Annotated in this window: 2 protein-coding genes; both read left to right on the top strand. The window is 52.3% G+C overall.

Annotated features, from left to right (window positions below; all coding sequences use genetic code 11):
• Positions 1 to 660 (top strand): DUF6438 domain-containing protein (locus K8I04_00530; protein ID MBZ0070207.1); only part of this gene is annotated, 660 nt, incomplete at its 5' end.
• Positions 661 to 1,166: 506 nt separating this feature from the next.
• Positions 1,167 to 1,286 (top strand): pyrimidine dimer DNA glycosylase/endonuclease V (locus tag K8I04_00525; GenBank protein MBZ0070206.1); only part of this gene is annotated, 120 nt, incomplete at its 3' end.

The raw sequence follows: 1,286 nt of genomic DNA, 5'->3' as shown, positions 1-1,286 counted from the left end.
CGGCTTAACTCAGGCGTTAGGGCCCACAGAAACATTGCCGTGAACTCGACTCCAATGAGAATCCGCTGGTCATTTATCCTACTCACAGCACTCGCAACTGCGTCCATTTCTGCAGCCGCGATATTTGGACCAATTGTTGCGCATCAATACATACAGGATGCAAATACTCAGGCTGCTTCAAGGCCACATCCCACACTGCAAACATACATTGAGGATGGAAGTTCGCTGCTCTTCGACGAGGAATCACAACAAGGCGCCCTATCGCTAATCCCTTACGATAGCATCTCACTTGAACGGACGCCTTGCTTCGGGCCATGTCCTGTTTACGTTGTTACCTTTTATAAGAACGGCCGCGCAACTCTTTCTACAAACAATGTTTGGGGTGGCGAAGGGAAAAAGTACTATACAGGCAAGATCTCGCTCGGCAGTTATATCCGGTTAGTCCAAATGGTGACTCTTGCCAAAAATTCATCCCCAGAATCAATATACGCTGCCCAGTGGACAGATGATTACACTGCGATCATTCGGGCTACATCAAAAGATCAAACGTGGACCGTCTCTGACTACGGACGCGTCGCTCCAGTTGAAGTCTGGGCACTGGAGACGTTACTGCACACATACAGAGAACAGAGCGAGTGGACTCCTGCAAGTGGGCCCTAACAATTCGTTCAAGCCGACCCCGCTTCACGGCGGCAAATTTTTCAGGTATGTTCGTGCTCTATTGCCGCCGTGCAGCGGGTCGGCTTAACTCAGGCGTTAGGCCTCATGAGAAATATCGCGATTGGACTACTACTTCTTGCTTCGTTCTCTGCCACCGGGCAAGGAGAGACTCAAGTATTTTTGTCTTGGTATGACGGCTGGGGTACCCATACCGTTTGGGGCGCCGGAAAAATTTCCGGTAGCTATAACGGGACTAAGGTTCAATGTGGCAACTCTTCTATCCCGGTACGTCCCATACTTGACACCCACGAGAGTGACGGCAACCCGCCTAGCCCATCCCAGACAGCCGAGCATGCCGAGTCCGTTAATGTCCCTCTATTGCGCTCCCTTGAGTCTCGCGGCGACAAATGCATCTTTCAGACAGCGGCCACGAATGAGGCCTAACAATTCATTCAAGCCGACGCCGCTTCGCGGCGCGGCTTAATTCAGGCGTTAGGCTCCACAACATGCGCCTTTGGTCACTCCATCCAAGATATCTCGACCCGCAAGGGCTAGTCGCACTTTGGCGTGAAGCACTACTTGCAAAAGCGGTGCTCCGCGGCGAAACGCGGGGCTACACCCAGCAT

This window comes from Gammaproteobacteria bacterium (assembly GCA_019911805.1).
Taxonomy (GTDB): domain Bacteria; phylum Pseudomonadota; class Gammaproteobacteria; order Thiohalobacterales; family Thiohalobacteraceae; genus JAHJQQ01.
Note: the sequence above shows the minus strand (reverse complement) of the source record. Positions and strands in the feature narration are given on the sequence as shown.